This is a genomic window from Oerskovia sp. NPDC060287 (assembly GCF_042726775.1).
Classification (GTDB): domain Bacteria; phylum Actinomycetota; class Actinomycetes; order Actinomycetales; family Cellulomonadaceae; genus Oerskovia; species Oerskovia merdavium.
On record NZ_JBHXBO010000006.1, the window covers coordinates 28,896 to 45,715 of the forward strand.

Genomic DNA, 16,820 nt, shown 5'->3' on the forward strand with positions numbered 1-16,820 from the left:
TTCGCACAGCCACCACGATTGTTGCGACTACGCGAACACGCACCCCACCCCCGGGGAGCCGGACGCGGTGCGACGACCCGCCCTACTTCTTCTCGTGCAGCAGCCCGAACTCGCTGAGCAGCTCTCCGATCTCGGTCGCGTCGATCCTGCGCAGCAGGCGGTTGCGCAGGATGCCGGGGCCGGGGATGTGCAGCTCCTCGCCGTCGCGCAGGCGCGTGGTCGCGGCGAGCAGCTTGCGCACGTCGTAGGTCGAGTTGAAGACCTCGGGCACGCCCCGCTCGATCCCGAGGAGCTGGTAGGCCGCCTCCATGCCGGTGCGCACCGAGTACTCGGTCGTGAAGATCGTGTCGCGCGTGGTCTCGGCGAACTGGCCGATGAACGCGAAGTTCACGGCCCCCTCGGGGACGACGTCGGGGCGGTCGCCTGCCCGGCGGGGCAGGAAGAACGAGGTCACGTACGGCATCATGACGGGCACCGTCATGGCACCCGTCGCCGCGAGCTCGGGGATCTCCTCGACGGGAACGCCCAGGTGGTAGAGCCACTCCTGCGTGATCTCCTCGCCCGTGCACTCCTGCATGGGCTTCTTGACGAAGTCCCCGGGGGTGTCGACGAACAGCGAGTAGACCCAGGCCACGATCTGGTCCTCGGGCTGCTGCTTGAAGTGCGGCTGCCGGTTGACCGTCCAGCTCATGAGCCAGGCCGAGTCGCGCACGGTCACGATCCCACCCGTCACGACGCCGCCGCTGAACGGGTCGCGCTTGGCGATCTTCTGGATGTACTCCGGGATGCGGGCGTCGAGCGTGGTGACGGTGGCCGACTCCCACTTGCTCTCGGGGATGTTGGTGCAGAACACCTCGGGGCGCCCGAACGACGGGTCGCGCCGGGCGATGTTCTTCCACAGGTCCCAGGCCGGGGCCGGGCCCTCGTCGAGCTTCGCGGCGGTGTGGTGGTCACCGTCGTCGGAGTTCTCGGTGAGCGAGCCGATCGTGGTGAGCACCAGGTCGTCCTCGCCCAGGTCGACGCCGCCCTCCTCGCCGTCCTTGATCCAGTGGATCCGCGTCGCGAGCTTGCGCTCGGGCGTGATGTCGAAGTCGATGTCCGTGACCTCGGTCTGGAAGTGGAACGTCACGCCCTGGTCGATGAGCCAGCGGGTGAGCGGCAGCACGAGCGACTCGTACTGGTTGTACTTGGTGAACTTCAGGGCGCTGAAGTCGGGCAGGCCGCCGACGTGGTGCACGAACCGGTGCAGGTACAGCTTCATCTCCAGGGCGCTGTGCCACTCCTCGAACGCGAACATGGTGCGCCAGTAGAGCCAGAAGTTGCTCGCGAGGAAGTCCTTGCCCAGGACCTCGTTGATCCGCTTGCCCTCCATCTCCTCGCGGGTCGCGAGGAAGAGCTTGACGAGATCCTTCTGGGCCTTGTCGTTGAGGGTGAAGAGGCCGTCGGTGTGCGCGTCCTGCCCCTGCTTCTCGGTCACGCGCTGCAGGGAGAAGTTCGGGTCGTCCTTGTTGAGCCAGTAGAACTCGTCGAGGACCGACGCCCCGTCGATCTCGATCGACGGCACCGACCGGAAGAGGTCCCACAGACATTCCATGTGGTCCTCCATCTCGCGTCCGCCGCGCACGACGAATCCCTTCTTGGGCTCCCGGATGCCGTCGAGGGCGCCGCCCGGCAGCTTGAGGCGTTCGAGGATCGTGATCCGGCTCCCGGGGACCTGCCCGTCACGGATCATGAAGGCTGCCCCGGACAGGGACGCGAGGCCGGCGCCGACGAACCAGGCCGACTTCCTCTCCGCTCCCTCGGGCTTGCGCGGTCGCGCGAACGCCTCGTAGTTGCCGCTGCTGTAGAACATGTGCCATTCCCTTCATCGACGGATCTTCTGAAGTGGGTGCAGCACGGGCCGCGGTGGGATCTCCGCCCTCGGCCCGGACGTCAGGGGGTGGGGGCGGGGGCGACGGTCGCGAGGAACCCGCGGACGATCTGGCGCACCTGCGCGTCGAGCTCGACCGAGGCGTCTCGGCTCGCGTGCGCGCCGGTCGAGGCCTGGGCGAGCAGCAGGTGGAGCACCGCGAAGACGCTGCGGGCCGCCCGGGAGGCGTCCTGCCCGACGGCGTCGGGCACCTCCACCGCTGGGCCGGGACCGGTGCCCGGCGCACCGGGGGCGGGGCTCGCTGCCGCGACCAGCCGCTCGGCGATCCGCGCCTCGAGGCCTTCGACGAGGGCCAGTCCCTCGATCCGGTACTTCTCCTCGGGGGAGCCGAACAACAGCTCGCGCTGGTAGGCCGCCGCGTTCTGCGCGTGCTTCGAGCTCTCGACGAGGATCGGTGCGACGAGCGCGACCACGGCGTCGGCCGGATCGTCGATCCCGGCCGACGCTCTCTCGCCGGCCGCGACAGCCTCGCGGAGGTGCTCGTTGTAGACCATGAGCAGCAGCTCGCCCTTGGATGCCGCGTACCGGAACAGGGTCCCGACCGCGACGTCGGCACGCTCGGAGATCTCCTGGGTCACGACGTGCTGGAAGTCGCGCTGGTCGAACAGCGTCGAGGCCGCCTCGAAGATGCGCTTCTCCTTCTCGCGCATCGCACGCTGGCGGCGCCCGGTCGGGGGAGTCGTGCGGAGCTCGTTCGCTGCTGCCGTGGCGATCACGACACCACCTCCTGGTGAGTGTGCTCATTTTTGAGCGTACTCCGCGAGGAGGGGCGTGCAACCGGGGAGCGGCGAGGCCGGAACGACCGGTGGCGCGGCCCCGGCCTCAGCCGGTGACCGCGCCACCCGTCACACCACGAGGGTCAGACCTCGCCCGGCATGGCCTTGCGGATCACGAGCCGCGTCCACCCACCGAGGTAGATGCGGTCGCCGTCGGCGACCTCGCGGCGCTGGCCGGCGGGGATCGGGTCGATCGGCAGCTCGCCGCCCGCTGGGCTCAGGTACGTCCCGTTGGACGACTGGAGGTCCTCGACCCACCAGCGCTGCCCGTCGGTGTTGAGCTGGCAGTGCCGACGCGAGACGCCCGAGTCGGCGCCGCAGTCGATCTGCGGGTGGATGTTGCGCGACGCCGACGGACGTCCCACGAGCACGCTGCGCTCGCGCAGCACCACGAGCCCCGGCAGCCCGGCCGAGGGCAACGGGTCCTCGGCCTTCTGCGCCTGGTACCAGTCGGGATCGATCCACACCTCGACGACCCACTGGTCCTCGCCCGGCACGGGCGGGGTGGGCAGGTGCGTCCCGGAGCCCGACGGCGTCGCGCCCGTCCGCGCGGACGTCGTCTCGCCCTCGGCCGGGTCGGCAGGAGCACCGGGAGCGACGAGCGGACCCGTCCCCGGGGCACCGGCGGCGACCGCGGCAGTCGACGGGCCACCCGCCCCGGGATCGACCCCGGGCGGCGTGAGGGCCGCCGGAGCCGACAGGGGGTCAGGCGACGGCGCGGCCGCGGGCGACCCCGCAGGGGGAGCGATCGGGTCCAGGTCGAGCGAGGACGCCGGGGGAGCGAGCGGCGCGGGGGTCGCGGCCGACGGCGCCCCGGCGGGCTCGGGCAGCGAGCCCGTCGTGAAGTCGTAGCCGCAGTTCTCGCAGAACAGCGCACCGGCCGCGGCCGGGAACGAGCAGTGCGGGCACGTGATCGGCTCGCCACCACCGGCACCCTCGCCGGCGGCGGGCGCGCCGGCCCCCGCGGAGCCGGAGGACACCGCCCCCGACGCGCTGCTCGACGCGGCCCCCATGGGCTCGCCGCACACGTCGCAGTAGTCGGTCGACTCGGACGCGTGCCCGTTGGGGCAGATCGCGCTCATCGCTTGACCCGCGTGGTCTTGGTCGAGGCCGTGTCGAGGGCCATCTCGTCGAGCTTGTCGGTGTTGCGCTTGAGGCGCACCGTGCCCTGCTCCTCGCTCTCGATCTCCACGACCTTGCGCAGGCGCGAGGTCGCCTCGTCGTTGCCCGTCTCGGCCGCGAGCTGGACCGCGCGGCCGAGCTTGACCGTGGCCGTCGCCTCGTCGCCCGCCGCCTTGGCCGCGAGGCCCTCCTGGATCGCGGACGCGAGCTCGGCCTGACCCGTGTAGTGCGCGACCTCGGGGTTGATGCGCGTGGTGAGCGCGCCGTCGTCGGACCACTTGGCCTTGACCAGACCCGACGAGACCACCTCGCCGTTCACGGCGAGCTGCACCCGCGCGGCGAGCTGCTCGGAGCCCACGGGCTTCGAGGCCACGCGCACGGCCACGTGGTAGTCGCGCGACTCGTCGCCCCACGACCCCGTGGGGTAGGAGCCCGTGAGCGGGTTGACCACGGCGCGGCGCGTCGTGAGGTCCTCGACCGTCGGGGCGACCTGGCGGACGAACAGCACCTGGGCGCCCTGCGGGGCCCACACGCGCAGGTCCGCGGAGGCCACGCCACGCGACATGGACTTCTGGATGAGCGAGGAGAAGTCGGCCGCGATCTCGCTCGGGTCGGCGATCAGGTCGACCGTCCCGAGCAGGGCCGTCGAGATCTCGCGCAGCTCGTCGACCTGCCAGCGGGACCCGACGCCGCGCGCGTCGCACTGGAACTTCCCGGTCACGTTGCGCACGACCTGCGACAGGTTCTCGCGCGGCTCGGACTCGTTCTTGCCGTCCGTCAGCAGGATCGCGTGGCGCTGGGCGGCCTGGGGGACGGTGTCGAAGAGCTGGGCGGCGAGCTGGAGCCACGTGCTCATCGCGGTGCCGCCCGACGGGCTCATCATCGCGATGGCCCGCTTGGCCTCCTCACGCGCCGCAGGCTCCATCTGGACCATCGCGACGCGCGCGTTCGGGTAGGGGAACGCGCGCTGCGCGACGTGGCTGCCGCCGACGATCGCGAACCAGGTCCCGTCGAGGATCTGGTCGACCGCGACCTGCGCCGCGTACTTGGCGGACTCCATGTTGCGCCCCGACATCGAGCCGGACGTGTCGACCATGATGATCTCGGCGACGCCGCCCCCGGAGGCCGCGGCACCGGCCTGACCTGCCCCTCGGGCGGTCACCGTCACGATGGCGTGCACATCCGTGGCGCCCTCGGACAGGAACTCGTTCTGGAAGACCTCGGCGGAGAACTCGGCCATGGGTTCTGGGCTCCTTCGTGGATCAGAGGGCGCGCGTCGCGGGCTCGTCGCCCGTGACAGCGTCTGTGTGCAGGTTATCGGAGGTGGTCGAGGCGGGGAGCGCCTCGAACCGGGCGAGGGTCGCCGTGATGTTGTCGCGGCCGCCCTGGGCGTTGGCCCAGCGCACGAGCTCGGTGGCCAGCGCCCGGGGCTCGCGCCCCGTCGAGGCCTCGGTCGAGCGCACGAGGTCCGCGAGGTCGTCGGCCGCCGAGCAGTAGTTCCACAGGCCGTCCGAGCAGACCAGCAGCCAGCCCGACGAGTCCGGGACCGTCGGGGCGCACCGCGCGGCCGGGTCGGTCGAGTCGGGGCCGAGCCAGCGCGTGATCGCGTGCGCCTGGGGAGAGTTCTCGGCCACGTGGCGCGGGGTGCCCATGGCCATGAGCTCGTGGGCCCACGAGTCGTCGACGCTGAGCTGGCGGGCCGTGCCGGTGTCGGGGATCCAGTAGGCGCGCGAGTCGCCGACCCACCCCGCGACGATCAGCGGGCCGTCCACGACGGCCGCGACGAACGTGCACGACGGCGGCTCGGCCCGCTCGGCCTTGTCGCCCACCGCGACCAGCACGGCGTCGTTCGCGGTCGTGGAGGCCGCGACCATGAGGGCCTGCCAGGCCTGGATGCGCTCGGTGACGTCCCCCGTGACGGGGGTGGCGCCGTCGGGCCCGCCGGACGCGAGCACGTCCCGGGCCGCACGCGCGGCCGCGAGGCTCGCGACGTCCGAGTCCGGCGCGGCCGAGACCCCGTCGCACACCACGAGCGCCGCGAAGCGCCCGGCCGTGGCGGGGTCGCCCGACGCGGCGAGCGCCATGGCGTCCTCGTTGCGCGCGTGGCGGATGCCGCGGTCGCACACGCCCGCGACCCAGGGCGCGGGTCGCTCGGCCCAGTGGTCGCGCTCGACCTGGGCCTTCTCGCCGCACTGCTCGCAGTAGCCGTCGTCCGCGACGGTCCCGCCGCAGCTCGTGCAGGGGCGGTGCGTGGCGACGGGAGGGGGCGGGGGCACGGGGTCGGACGCCGGGTCGACCGGAGGATCGGTCGGCTTGAGGTCGGCCGGCGGCTCGGGCAGCGCGGGCACGGGAGGGCGCGCCAGGACGGGCGGCCCGCCCGCGGCGCCCGCCGCCGGCCCGACGTCGGAGCCGCAGTTCTCGCAGAACCTCGCCCCGGGAGCGGGGACCTCGCCGCACGTGGCGCAGGGCGCGAGCACGCCGGTGTCCTCCGCGCTCACGTCGTGGTCCAGCGACGCACGGCGTTGGCCTGGTCCACGAGGTCGATGCGCGCGATCTTGTCGTCGGTCAGCGTCGCCATCTCGCGGTAGGCCCCCTCGAGGGCGTCGCGGAGCGGCGGCTCCTTGGGCTCGACACCGCCGATGCGCACGGTGCCGACCTGCTTCGTCGACGCGGTCGTGACCTCCGCGAGCGCCGAGCTCAGCACGTCGATCGAGAGCGAGACCCGCTCCCGCTGGGGGATCGCGACCGACTCGACGCTCGCGAGCGCCTCGGCCAGGGCCGGGAGGCCACGGCCGGACCCTGCGAGCAGGCGCGCACGGCGCATGCGCGCGTCGGTGTACGAGCTCCGGGTCGGGGTGACCAGGTCCAGGGCGTGCAGCGCGCCGTCGAGGTCACCGCGGGCCTGGCGGATCCGGGCGAGCCCGAACGCCGCGGGGGCCGTGTAGTTGGCGTCCGAGCGGGCACAGATCACGTAGAGGGACTCGGCGATGTCCGGCTCGCCGCTGACCTCGCACGAGACGGCGAGCGCGAGCTTGGGCGCGAGCTCGCCGGGCACCTGGCCGTAGACCGCGTTGAACGAGGCGCGCGCCGCGGCGGCCTCGCCGCGTGCGAGCTCGGCGAGCCCGCCCATCCACGCGGCCCGCCACTCCCACGGGTCGTCGGCGAGGATCGAGGCGATGGTCTTCTCGACCTCGGTGAAGCGACGGTGCTCGATCGCGGCCCGGGCGTAGGCGAGGCGGACCTCGACCGTGCCCTCGGGGGCCGCGGCCAGCGCGGCCATGCGGGCCGCGGGGTCGGCGATGTTGACGCCCGCGAGCCAGCTGGCCATGGGGTCGGACTCGTCGACCTTGAGCGCGGGCAGCGCGTCCCAGGTCAGCGGCGCGTCGGCGTCGTCGGACACCGGGGCCTCGAAGAGCATCGACGCGGCCGAGTGCAGCGCCCCGCTGCCCGGGCCCCGGTCGGTCGCGACGACCTCGCGCAGGACGCCGATGAGCTGGGCGCGCATCTCGTCGATCGTCGCGAAGCGGTCGGACGGGTCGAGCGCGCACGCCTTGGCGAGCAGCCGGTAGAACGAGTCGTACTTCTGGAAGACGGGCGTCTCGGCGACCGGCGGCAGGGAGGAGACGTACGTCGTCTGGTTGCCGCGGAAGTCGAGCACGAGCGTGGCGAGGGTGCGCCCGATCGTGTAGATGTCGGACGCGACCGAGGTGCCGACCTCGGCGACCTCGGGGGCCTGGTAGCCCACGGTCCCGAAGATCGCCGACGTCATGTCGTCGAGGCGCCGCACGCCGCCCAGGTCGATGAGCTTGACGCCGTCGCCCTGCTGGATCATGTTGTCGGGCTTGAAGTCGCAGAAGATCAGGCCCAGGTCGTGCAGGTAGGCGAACGCCGGCAGGATCTCGAGCACGAACGCGAGCGCCTGGTCCACGGGCAGCGGGGCGACCACGCCGCCGTTCTCGTCGCGGCGGTCCTTGAGGATCTCCTTGAGCGACTTGCCGCCCACGTACTCCATGACGGTGTAGCCCGCGCCGTCGTGCATGACGAAGTTGTAGATCTCGACGATGAGCGGGTGCTCGACCTCGGCCAGGAACTGGCGCTCGGAGATCGCGGCCGCGAACGCGTCGGGGTCTCCCGAGTTGAGCAGGCCCTTGAGGACGACCCAGCGGCCCGAGACGTTCTGGTCGCGCGCCAGGTAGATCCAGCCGAGCCCGCCGTGCGCGAGGCAGCCCACGACCTCGTACTGTCCGCCGACCACGTCGCCGGGCGAGAGCTGCGGGTCGAACGAGAACGCGGTACGGCACTGGGGGCAGAATCCCGAGGTGCGGCCCGGGACGCCGTCGCGCGAGCGGCCCACCTTGGCGCCGCACGTGGGGCAGAAGCGCTTGGACTCGGCGAGCTCGGGCACGGCCATGATGGCCTGGAGCGGGTCGCGGACGGGGGCGCTGGGGACGGTGGTGAGGCCCGCGCCCAGGCGGTGCCCGCGCAGACGCGTCGAGGACGTGCCGACACGGCGCGTGGACTTGGTGCCCGTGACGGCCGAGCGGGCCGATCCCAGCGCGGCGCTCGCGAGCTGGGTCGAGCTGGTCCGGCCCGTGCGCGTGGACACTGCCTCGCCCTCGGGTCCGGGACCGGCGGCGTAGTTCGGTGCGGCCTGGGCGATCCCCGTGCCGAGCATGGCCGACGGCGACGCTGCCGCGCCGGGCGACGCCGTCGTGCCCGTGGCACCCCCCGTGGAGGGCGCGGGCGACGCGGACGATCCGCCCGGCGAGCCGCAGACGTTGCAGTAGCCGTCCTCGATGAAGCCGTCGCAGCCCGGCTGGGCGCACGGCTCCTGCGTGGTCGATGTGGTCATCAGGACGATCCTTCCTGGCCCGGGACGGGCGACGATCCAGGGGCGGGAGACGAGAGGTGAGCAGGCAGGTCGCGGGTCAGGAACTGGAACTGCTCGACGAGGAAGCGCAGGAGGACGACGTCGCACGGTACGGCCTCGCCCGCTGCGCGGGCCTCGGCGAGTCCCGACAAGACCGTGGGGGACGCGCTGCGCCCGTTCGAGTCGGCCCGCACGCGGTACGCGTCGAGCCGGTAGCGGAGCTCGGCGCGCTCGCGCAGCGGCGCGGAGTAGGAGGCCTCGACCGTGTCGAACGCGCGCGCGACGGTCGCGAGGCGCGTGAGGAAGCCGTCGAGCCCGGCGCGGTCCGCGGGGACCTCGCCCAGCCGTGAGACGTCGGGCACCGCGAGGCGCGGGGGAGCAGCGATCTCGCGTCGGCACCGGGCCGCGAGCTCGCGCAGCGAGGGCTCGCGCGCCTCGAGGGCCGCATAGCGCTCGACCGCCTGCTTGCGGTCGCGGGCGAGCTCGCGGCGCTCGGAGGCGCCCACGATGAGGTCCCGCTCGGTGCGCGCGACCTCGGCCTCGAGCTCGGTGAGGGGGCCCGTGACGTCGGCGCCGTTCGACGCCTTGTCGCGCAGCCTCGTCCACCGTTCGCGCAGCTTCTCGACGCGTCCGCGAGCCGTGGTGTCGGACCCCGCGAGCTCGTCGCAGCGCGCCAGCTCGGCGCGCAGCCCGCGGAAGCGCGCGACCTCGTCGGCCGCGTTCGGGTCGAACGACAGACGGGTGCGCAGCGCGGAGACGATCGCGTCGCACAGCCGCGTCGCCTCGACGAGCGAGACGAGCGACGAGCCGTCGGGCGAGCTGAGCCGGCCCCAGACGAGCTGGGAGATCTTCTCGCGGCCCACCGCGTCGGCGCGCCCCGAGTCCCACACGACGCCCATCTCGTCGGCGCGCGTGCGGGCCGCCTGCCAGAGGGTCATGGCCAGCAGCATGTCGGCCGTGTACGTCTCGGGGGACGCCGCGGACTGGGCGGCAGCGTCGAGGCGGTCGAGCTCGGTCCGCCGGGCGCGCAGCCACTCCTCGAGCCGGGAGAGGTACTCGTAGAGCTCGGCCGCGGGGATCGCCTCGCCGAGACGTCCGGGCGCGCTCGGAGCCTGCTGGGTCCGGGGGGCGACGGGCGGACCGGCAGCAGGCGAGGCGGACGAGGCAGAGGTCACGGCGTGCGGCCGTAGACGGCGACGGGCGGCGCGGGGGCCGGGCCGAGCACGCCGAGCCACTCGTCGTACAGCGACGTCCACGTACCGTCGGTGCGCATCTGCTCCAGGACGCCGTTGACGAACTTGACCATGTCGACGTTCTGGGCCGGGATGCCCAGGCCGTAGGGCTCGTCCGAGATCGCCTGACCCACGACCTTGGCGTACGGGTCCTGGGCCGCGAAGCCCGCGAGGATCGTGTCGTCGCCCGTGATCGCGTCGACCTTGCCCTGCTGGAACAGCGCGAGGCAGCCCGTGTGCGTGGTCGCGGGGACCGCGGTGATGTCGGGGTACTCCTGGAGGCGCTCGAGCGTCGTGGTGCCGTCCGGTGCGCACACGCGCTGGCCCGCGAGGTCTGCGATGCCCTGCGCCTCGGAGTCGCGCGTCACGAGGACCTTCTGGCCCGCGTGGTAGTACTCCGAGGAGAACGCGATGGTCTCCCAGCGCTCGCAGTTGATCGTGAAAGCACGGGCGACCACGTCGACCTCGCCGTTCTCGAGCACCTCGAGGCGCTGGCCCGAGGTGATGACGCGGAACTGCAGCCGGTCCGGGTCGCCGAAGATCGCGTTCGACACCTGGTGCAGCACGTCGATGTCGAAGCCCTCGATCTGCCCGCTGAGCGGGTTGCGGGCCCCGAGCTGGAGCGTGTCGGCCGAGACGCCGACGATCAGCGAGCCGCGGTCGCGGATCGCGGCCATGGTGCTGCCCGCGGGCAGAGCTCCCGGTCCTGGCAGCGGCCCGTCGGGGGCGTAGGACGCGACGGGGTTCTCGCACGTCGCCGCAGCGGCGACCGAGGACCCGGCCGCGCCGCCCGACGTCTCCACGACCGAGGCGACGGGCGCTCCCGAGGAGGGGGTGGCGTCGGGCGTGGCGCAGCCGGCCAGGACCAGGGCACCCGAGAGCCCCAGCGCCACCAGGGCGCCCAGGCGCCCGCTCTTGCGGAAGGTCGAGGTGATCACCGGTACTCCTCCAGTCGGACGTTCAGGCCGCGCCAGGCGAGGACCGCCGCGGCGAGACCCGCTGCCAGCAGGAGCCAGCCCGCGAGGGCCGAGCGGTTGCCGGCCGAGGCGAGGTCGGCCTGCGTGGCCTTGATGTTCTCGGCGATGTCGGACGTGACCGTCTGCGAGAACGCGGCGAACGCGGCGTTCGGACCGCCCTCGTCCGAGCTCGTCGCGAGCGCGACCGCCCCGTCCCAGTCTCCCGCGTCGTCGAGCGCGCGGATGGCCTGGTGCTGGGTGATCCACTCGCCCAGGTACCCGGCGGACGTGCCGTCGAGGTTCCCGTCGGCCCCCGCCTGGTCGAGTCGCTGCGTCGCGTCGGCCGTCAGCTCGACGAACGACTCCTCGTACGTCTGGCCCGAGCCGCGCTTGATGAGCGTGAAGCTCTCCATGGCCTTGGCGTCGTTGGCCTCGGAGTACGCGGTCGAGGCCGCGAGCGTCGCGGCGTAGGGGCCGTCGCGGACCGCGGCGGCGGCGCTGTTGGTCTGGCTCAGCAGGACCGCCCCGCCCACGCCCACGACCAGGATCACGATGCTCGCGACCAGCAGGCCCACGTTGAGGACGCGGTGCGTGCGCTTGGCGAGCCAGACCTGCGTGACGATCAGCAGCGCGAGGCACAGCAGGCCCGCCGCGAGGATCCACATCGCGTTGCGCACCATCGACAGGTCGGACGCGACGCGCTCGGCGTTGTCGTCGACGAGCGTCGTGAGCGTCGGCAGGATCTCGTCGCGCAGCAGCGTCGAGGCCTGGTCGAGGTAGGCCGAGCCCACCGGGAAGCCCTGCCGGTTGTTCGCTCGCGCCTGCTCGATCAGCCCCGTGTAGACCGTGACCTGCGAGGCGACCACACCCAGCTCGGTCGCGTCGGCGCTGTTGGCGCCCGCGAGCTCGGCGAGACGGATCGAGGCGTTCGCGATCGCGTCGTCGTAGCGCTCGCGCTGGTCCGCGGGCTCGAGGCCTCCGACCAGGAACGCGTTGGTCGCGGCCGCGTCGGCCACGACAAGGTTGTTGCGCACGTCCTGGATGCCCACGAGCTGGCTCGTGTCCGAGCGCGCGTCCTCGAGCGCGATCCCCTGGACGCGCGCGGCCTGGAAGCCGAGCGCACCGAAGACGATCGAGGCGAGCACGCACACCGCGAGCGCGATCCGCAGCTTGCCCGGGGTGCGGCGCAGCGCGCTGCGGACCCCGGCCCGGCGTTCCGCACGCTCCTGGGCCTGCGTCGTGGGCGCCGTTCCGGCCTGCCCGCCTGGCTGGCCGGGACGGGCGGGCTGGACGGCCCGACCGGGCGCGGGGGCGGACCCGGGCGGCGGCGTCAGGGTCTGGCTCATGCAGGCTCCTCCTGAGGGGAGACGGTCGCGTCGGTGGGCTGGTCGTCGTCGGGCTGGTGGTCCTCGACGGGTTCGGCGAGGTCGAGGTCGTCGTCCGCCGAGCTGGGCTCGTCGAGCACGTCCGCGGGTGCGGTGTCCTCGGTGGGTGTCGCCTGCAGGATGCTCTCGGGCGCCTCGCCCGCGGGGAGCAGGTCCTCGGGCAGGAGGCGGCGCAGCTCGTCGAGCGTGGGTTCGGGCGTGTCCTTGAGGCGCCACGCGTGACGGGCGATGGCCCCGTCCAGGACGTTGCGCGCGTGGCGTCCGTTGCCGAACCCCTCGGTGCGCGGGACGAGCGAGACCATCTCCTCGAACCGGTCGAGGGTCGTGGGCAGCGGCTCGAAGTCGGCCGAGGTGGCCATGCGCTCGAAGATCCCGCGCAGCTCGGCGTCCGAGTAGTCGTCGAACGTGATGGTCGTCGAGAAGCGCGACTCGAGGCCGGGGTTGGTCGCGATGAAGGAGGCCATGGGGCCGGGGTACCCGGCGACGATCACCACGAGGTCGTCGCGGTGGTCCTCCATGTCCTTGACGAGCGTGTTGATCGCCTCGGCGCCGTACTGGTCCTCCGCGAGGCCGTAGGCCTCGTCGATGAACAGGACGCCGCCGATCGCGGTCGCCACGACCTCCGAGGTCTTGACGGCCGTCTGGCCCAGGTAGCCCGCGACGAGCTCGGAACGGTCGACCTCGACCAGGTGCCCCGTGCTCAGCAGCCCGAGCGCGCGGTAGATCCCGGCGACCAGGCGGGCGACGGTCGTCTTGCCCGTCCCGGGGTTGCCGAGGAACACGAGGTGGCGCGTGAGCGTGGGCCGGGTCAGGCCTGCGGCCGTGCGGAGCTGCTCGATGCGCAGGAGCTCGGTCTGCTGACGGATCTCGTGCTTGACCCGGTCGAGCCCGATCAGGGCGTCGAGCTCGGCCAGGAGCTCCTCGAGCGACCGGGGCGGCTCGGCCTCGGTATCCTCCTCGGCGGGGGCGTCGCCCGTGGTCGCGCTCTGCGGGCCGCCGACGGCCGGTGTGCCCGACGGCGTCGCGTGCGTCGGGGGGGCCGCGTCGCCCGGGGTGCGCGCACCCAGGGCGTCGAGGATCGCGTCGACCGTGGGGACGACGTCCTGAGCAGGGGGCCGCAGGCCGCCCGCGCCGACGAGGGACCCCAGGTCGAACGGGTTCGTGCCGCTCGGGAGGGTCGGGTCGAACGAGGGCGCGGGGAAGCGGGTGGGAGTGCCGTGCGGGTGAGGCCCGGCTGCCGGAGGGCCCGCCGGCGCTTGCGGCACTGACGGCCCTGCCGGCTGCGGCGTGGTGCGGGGCTGGGCCGCGGCCCGCTGCACGGCCGTCGTGGACGCGGCGTTGGCCGACGCCGCGAGCCCGGGGGAGCCCAGGGCGCCGGCCGCGTCGATCACGCTCGCGAGCGCCTCGGCGTAGGCGCCGGCGTGCTCCGAGCCGGCCAGCACGAGGGTCGTGAGCTGGTCGGTCGGGGCCGAGCGCCACCGGCGACCGCGCTGGGCGGCCTCGAAGAACGCGGTGAAGTCGTCGGGGGCGCGGCCCACGGCCTCGAGCCACGCGGGCGCGGCGCCCGTGGACGACTCGGCCACCGCGGCGGCGAGACGCTCGCCCTCGCGCGTGACGTCGTCGGGCACGAGGCCCGCCTGGCGACCCACCGTGGTCAGCGCCGCGATGCTGTGGGCGAGCGCCCCCTGGCGCGCGGCGCTCATGGTCGTTCCAGCCCGCCCGGGGTACCCGGCGCCTGCGGCTGGGCCGAGCCGAGCCCGGCCTCGGGGGCCAGGGCGATCGAGGACGTCTGGAACTTCTCCGCGAGGAACTGCCCGTGCGCGACGAGCGCCACGGCGTCGGCGCGCGAGACCGCGTCCGAGATCTTGTCGAGCGTCACGCCCAGCAGGTCGAGCTGGTCGCACAGGATCATGAGCGACGTCTTGCCGCGGTTGATGACGCGCGTGTCCGCGAAGTCGCGCGGCAGGCGCAGGTAGCCGCCCACGGCCTCCGGCAGGTAGCTCGTCGCGGTCGCCACGACCGTGTGCGCCTGGGCCGTGCCGCCGCCCAGGCGGTCGAGGCGCGGCGCCATGTCGTCCACGGTCTTGGCGATGCGGTTCACGCGCGCGGTCACCGCGGGCGGGACCCTGCCCTCGATCTGCGCCTGGACGGCGTCGACCGAGGCGAGGATGTCCGCGCTCGTGGGCGCCGGAGGCAGCGCAGGGGTCTCCGGCGGACGCTTGCGCCCGCCGCCGAACAGGTTCTGGAACCAACCCATGGCGTCCGGATCAGACCTTTCCGAGGTCGAGCGCGCCCGTGGCGGCGCCGGTCTGGTCGCCCTGGGCCACGCGGTCCAGGTACTCGCGGGCCTTGGTGGTCTCGGTCTCCAGGACGCCGATGGTCTGCGCCATCGAGTCGAGCGCCTGGACCTTGAACGTCGAGATCGAGTCCATGGTCGCGTAGATGTTCTGGAACGCGGCCTGGAGCTGGGGGAGCCCGACGGTCGCGCTCGCAGCCTGCGACTGGATGGACGCCGACTGGTCCGCGAGCATCTTGGACGTCGAGGCGATCATGTTCGACGTGGTCGTGTTGAGCGCCGTGATCTGGTCCAGGACGAGCTTCTGGTTGGCGAGGGCCTGGGCCACGATGACGGCCGTGCGCAGCGCGGAGACGGTCGTGGTGGTCGCGCGGTCGACGCCCTTGATGAGCTCGACGTTGTTCTTGATGACGATGTCGATCGCGAGGTAGCCCTGGATGGACACCGCGAGCTGCGTCAGGAGGTCCTGGTGCTTCTGGCGGACGTAGAACAGGACGTCCTCGCGCAGGGCCTTGGCCTTCTCCGGGTCCGTCGCGTCGAGCTCGGCGGTCTTGGCGGACAGCTGCGCGTCGAGGCGCTCGGCCACGTAGATGTACTGGTTGAGCCGCGCCATGGTGTCCCACAGGTGCTGCTTCTCGAGGTTGAGGGCCGCGTTGTCCTTGCGGAGCTCGTCCTGGCCGTCGTAGAGCGCACGGATGATCGCGTTGAGGTGGCCCTGGGCCGACTCGTAGCGGCGGAAGTAGTCCGTCAGCTTGTCGCCGAACGGGATGAAGCCGAGGATCTTGCGGCCCATGCTCGCCTCGGACGGGTCGAGGTTCTCGACCGTGCGGCGCAGCTCGAGGAGCGTGCTGCCCACCTTGGAGCCCTCGGACAGCCCGCCCTCCTTGAGGGCGCGCACGGGAGTGGCCAGCAGGCGGTTCGAGGAGTCGGCAGCGGTGCGGATGTCCTGGTCGCCCATGGTGCGCACGTCGTTGGCCTTGGCGGCGAACTCGGGGGAGCGGGCGTCGGAGGCCATGAGCGCGTCCAGGTAGGACGTGACCTTCTGGTCCAGGCCGGGGATCGCTGCCTCGTCGACACGCGGGGCCATCGCGGGAGCCTGCGTGGTCGCGACGGGCTTCACGGGCTCGGGTGCCGAGAGCACCAGGTGCTCGGTCGCGGCGGGGGGCTGGAGCGGTGCTGCCTCGGTCATCGTGATCCTTCGCTCGATTCTGCCGGTCGGCTGCCGGGGCGCTGACCGGACGCCGATCCTGGAGCAGGGGTCAGCGCGAGACCCACCCCTGAAACCCGGCGAACCGGGCAAGCCGGTCCACCGACCGGTCCCGGGAGTATATCCGCGACGGGTGGCCGGTTCTTTACTCTTTCACGCCCTGAGGGGGGTGAGAACTCCCCATGGAAGGATTCTCGGCATGAGCGCTGACATCACGGTCCACGTCCGCGGCAGCAACCAGGCGGGGCGACCGCTCCTGCTGCTGCTCCACGGGTTCGGTTCGCACGAGCACGACCTGCCCGCGATCGCCGGGCACCTGCCCTCGGTGTGGGACTGGGCCTCGCTGCGAGCGCCCCTGGCCGCGGGCAACGGAGGGTTCTCGTGGTTCCCTCTCGGGGTGCCGGGGCGGCCCGACCCGCAGCCTGTGGCTGCCGCGACCGCCGCGGTGCTCGCCTGGCTCGACGTGAACGTCGAGCCGGGGACCGCCGTCGTGCCCGTGGGGTTCTCGCAGGGCGGGCTCATGGTGACCCAGCTCCTGCGGGCCGCGCCCGAGCGGTTCGCGGCGGGCGTCGTGCTCTCGGGGTTCGTGCTCGACGCGGAGCTGCCCGGCGATTCGGCGCTCGCGGCGCGCCGTCCGCCGGCGTTCTTCGGTCACGGCGACGCGGACCAGGTCATCGCGCCCGACGCGACCGCGCGGACGTCGACCTGGCTGCCGCGGTTCACCGACGTGACCGAGGTCGTCTACCCGGGGTTGCCGCACTCGATCAGCGCCGAGGAGCTCGCCGACGTGTCGGCGTTCCTGGAGAAGGTGCTGCCGGCCGCTCAGGCTCGGTAGGTTCGGGCGGCTCGAGGCCTGGTCGCGTTCGAGGAAACAGCTCGCCGGTTCTGTTCGCTTGGCCCGCCGGCCCGCCGGCCCGCCGGCCCGCCGGCCCGCCGGCCCGCCGGCCCGCCGGCGGAGCGGGCGTCCCGGGTGTCTCGGCCGGATGCCCGGGCTGGGCCGCCAGGGGGGCGGGTGGTGTTTTCGTGTAGCCACCACAATGGTGGTG

The 16,820-nt window shown here is 73.0% G+C and carries 13 protein-coding genes; 1 reads left to right on the forward strand and 12 read right to left on the reverse strand.

Annotated features, from left to right (window positions below; all coding sequences use genetic code 11):
* Positions 1–82 precede the first annotated feature (82 nt).
* The 12 genes from ACFWFR_RS01210 to ACFWFR_RS01265 all read right to left on the reverse strand — a co-directional run bounded on the left by ACFWFR_RS01210 (position 83) and on the right by ACFWFR_RS01265 (position 15,756).
* Positions 83–1,852, reverse strand: a complete 1,770-nt coding sequence (locus ACFWFR_RS01210; RefSeq protein ID WP_377615858.1) for an oleate hydratase — start codon at positions 1,850–1,852, stop codon at positions 83–85.
* 80 nt (positions 1,853–1,932) lie between these two features.
* The gene (locus ACFWFR_RS01215) at positions 1,933–2,646 is read right to left on the reverse strand and encodes a TetR/AcrR family transcriptional regulator (RefSeq protein ID WP_377620660.1); all 714 of its coding nucleotides are present in this window, start codon (positions 2,644–2,646) and stop codon (positions 1,933–1,935) included.
* Between the two features lie 143 nt (positions 2,647–2,789).
* Positions 2,790–3,788, reverse strand: a complete 999-nt coding sequence (locus ACFWFR_RS01220; protein WP_377620662.1) for an FHA domain-containing protein — start codon at positions 3,786–3,788, stop codon at positions 2,790–2,792.
* A complete protein-coding gene (locus ACFWFR_RS01225; protein WP_377620663.1) occupies positions 3,785–5,068 on the reverse strand; it encodes a VWA domain-containing protein in 1,284 nt (427 codons plus the stop codon). Before ACFWFR_RS01225 ends, ACFWFR_RS01220 begins: the two co-directional genes overlap by 4 nt.
* Before the next feature lie 22 nt (positions 5,069–5,090).
* The gene (locus ACFWFR_RS01230) at positions 5,091–6,326 is read right to left on the reverse strand and encodes a PP2C family serine/threonine-protein phosphatase (RefSeq protein WP_191803030.1); all 1,236 of its coding nucleotides are present in this window, start codon (positions 6,324–6,326) and stop codon (positions 5,091–5,093) included.
* Entirely contained in the window at positions 6,323–8,680 is a 2,358-nt protein-coding gene (locus tag ACFWFR_RS01235) for a tetratricopeptide repeat protein (protein ID WP_377620665.1), read from the reverse strand. Before ACFWFR_RS01235 ends, ACFWFR_RS01230 begins: the two co-directional genes overlap by 4 nt.
* On the reverse strand, positions 8,680–9,873 hold the full coding sequence (locus ACFWFR_RS01240) for a hypothetical protein (RefSeq protein WP_377620667.1): 1,194 nt from the start codon (positions 9,871–9,873) through the stop codon (positions 8,680–8,682). Before ACFWFR_RS01240 ends, ACFWFR_RS01235 begins: the two co-directional genes overlap by 1 nt.
* Positions 9,870–10,868, reverse strand: a complete 999-nt coding sequence (locus ACFWFR_RS01245; protein ID WP_377620669.1) for a glutamate ABC transporter substrate-binding protein — start codon at positions 10,866–10,868, stop codon at positions 9,870–9,872. Before ACFWFR_RS01245 ends, ACFWFR_RS01240 begins: the two co-directional genes overlap by 4 nt.
* Positions 10,865–12,232 (reverse strand): hypothetical protein, encoded by a 1,368-nt coding sequence (locus ACFWFR_RS01250; protein ID WP_377620670.1) that lies wholly within the window; start codon positions 12,230–12,232, stop codon positions 10,865–10,867. The genes ACFWFR_RS01245 and ACFWFR_RS01250 overlap by 4 nt, the downstream gene beginning before the upstream one ends.
* Positions 12,229–13,974, reverse strand: a complete 1,746-nt coding sequence (locus tag ACFWFR_RS01255) for an AAA family ATPase (protein ID WP_377620672.1) — start codon at positions 13,972–13,974, stop codon at positions 12,229–12,231. The genes ACFWFR_RS01250 and ACFWFR_RS01255 overlap by 4 nt, the downstream gene beginning before the upstream one ends.
* Entirely contained in the window at positions 13,971–14,528 is a 558-nt protein-coding gene (locus ACFWFR_RS01260) for a hypothetical protein (protein WP_377615848.1), read from the reverse strand. The genes ACFWFR_RS01255 and ACFWFR_RS01260 overlap by 4 nt, the downstream gene beginning before the upstream one ends.
* Positions 14,529–14,538: 10 nt before the next feature.
* Positions 14,539–15,756, reverse strand: coding sequence for a toxic anion resistance protein (locus ACFWFR_RS01265; RefSeq protein ID WP_056648538.1), 1,218 nt, complete (start codon positions 15,754–15,756; stop codon positions 14,539–14,541).
* Positions 15,757–15,973: 217 nt separating this feature from the next.
* Between ACFWFR_RS01265 and ACFWFR_RS01270 the strand changes: the two genes are divergently transcribed.
* Positions 15,974–16,609 (forward strand): alpha/beta hydrolase, encoded by a 636-nt coding sequence (locus ACFWFR_RS01270; RefSeq protein WP_377620674.1) that lies wholly within the window; start codon positions 15,974–15,976, stop codon positions 16,607–16,609.
* Positions 16,610–16,820 lie beyond the last annotated feature (211 nt).